The 671-nt window shown below is 60.8% G+C and carries 1 protein-coding gene; it reads left to right on the forward strand.

Annotated features, from left to right (window positions below):
- On the forward strand, positions 1–671 hold a 671-nt coding region (locus AB4Y85_RS19420), incomplete at both ends, for a calcium-binding protein (RefSeq protein WP_441986545.1).

The following is a 671-nucleotide window of genomic DNA, read 5'->3' on the forward strand; positions in this document are numbered from 1 at the left end:
GAGGCGAAGGGCGATACCTATGACGGCATCGAGAACATCGCCGGCACACAATATACCGACATCCTGACAGGCGATGCCAAGAACAACATCCTCTACGGGCTAGGCTCCGACGATATTCTGCGCGGCGGCCTGGGTGCCGACGTGCTGGTCGGGGGCGAGGGCTTCAACTGGGCCTCCTACATGGAAGCGACAACAGGCGTGGTGGCCAATCTTTCCGATGCCAGCCAAAACACCGGCGAGGCTGCGGGCGACACCTATATCGAGATCCGGGGATTGCAGGGCTCGAACTATGCCGATCAGCTGACAGGCGATACCACCTCGCGCGGCAATTCCCTATCGGGCCTAGGCGGAAATGACATCCTCTATGGCCGTGCCGGCAACGATACTCTCGACGGTGGCGAGGGCGATGATATCCTCATCGGTGGTGCGGGTGCCGATATCCTCGTCGGCGGCGCCGGCCTTGGTGACATGGCGGCCTATGCCGCGACCAATGGTCAGGGTGTGACAGTCAATCTGGCCAATCCGCAGTTCAACACCGGCGAGGCGAAGGGCGATACCTATGACGGCATCGAGAACATCGCCGGCACACAATATACCGACATCCTGACAGGCGATGCCAAGAACAACATCCTCTACGGGCTAGGCTCCGACGATATTCTGCGCGGCGGCCT

The sequence above is a fragment of the Microvirga sp. 2YAF29 genome, from assembly GCF_052114605.1.
In the GTDB taxonomy this organism is placed as follows: Bacteria; Pseudomonadota; Alphaproteobacteria; order Rhizobiales; family Beijerinckiaceae; genus Microvirga.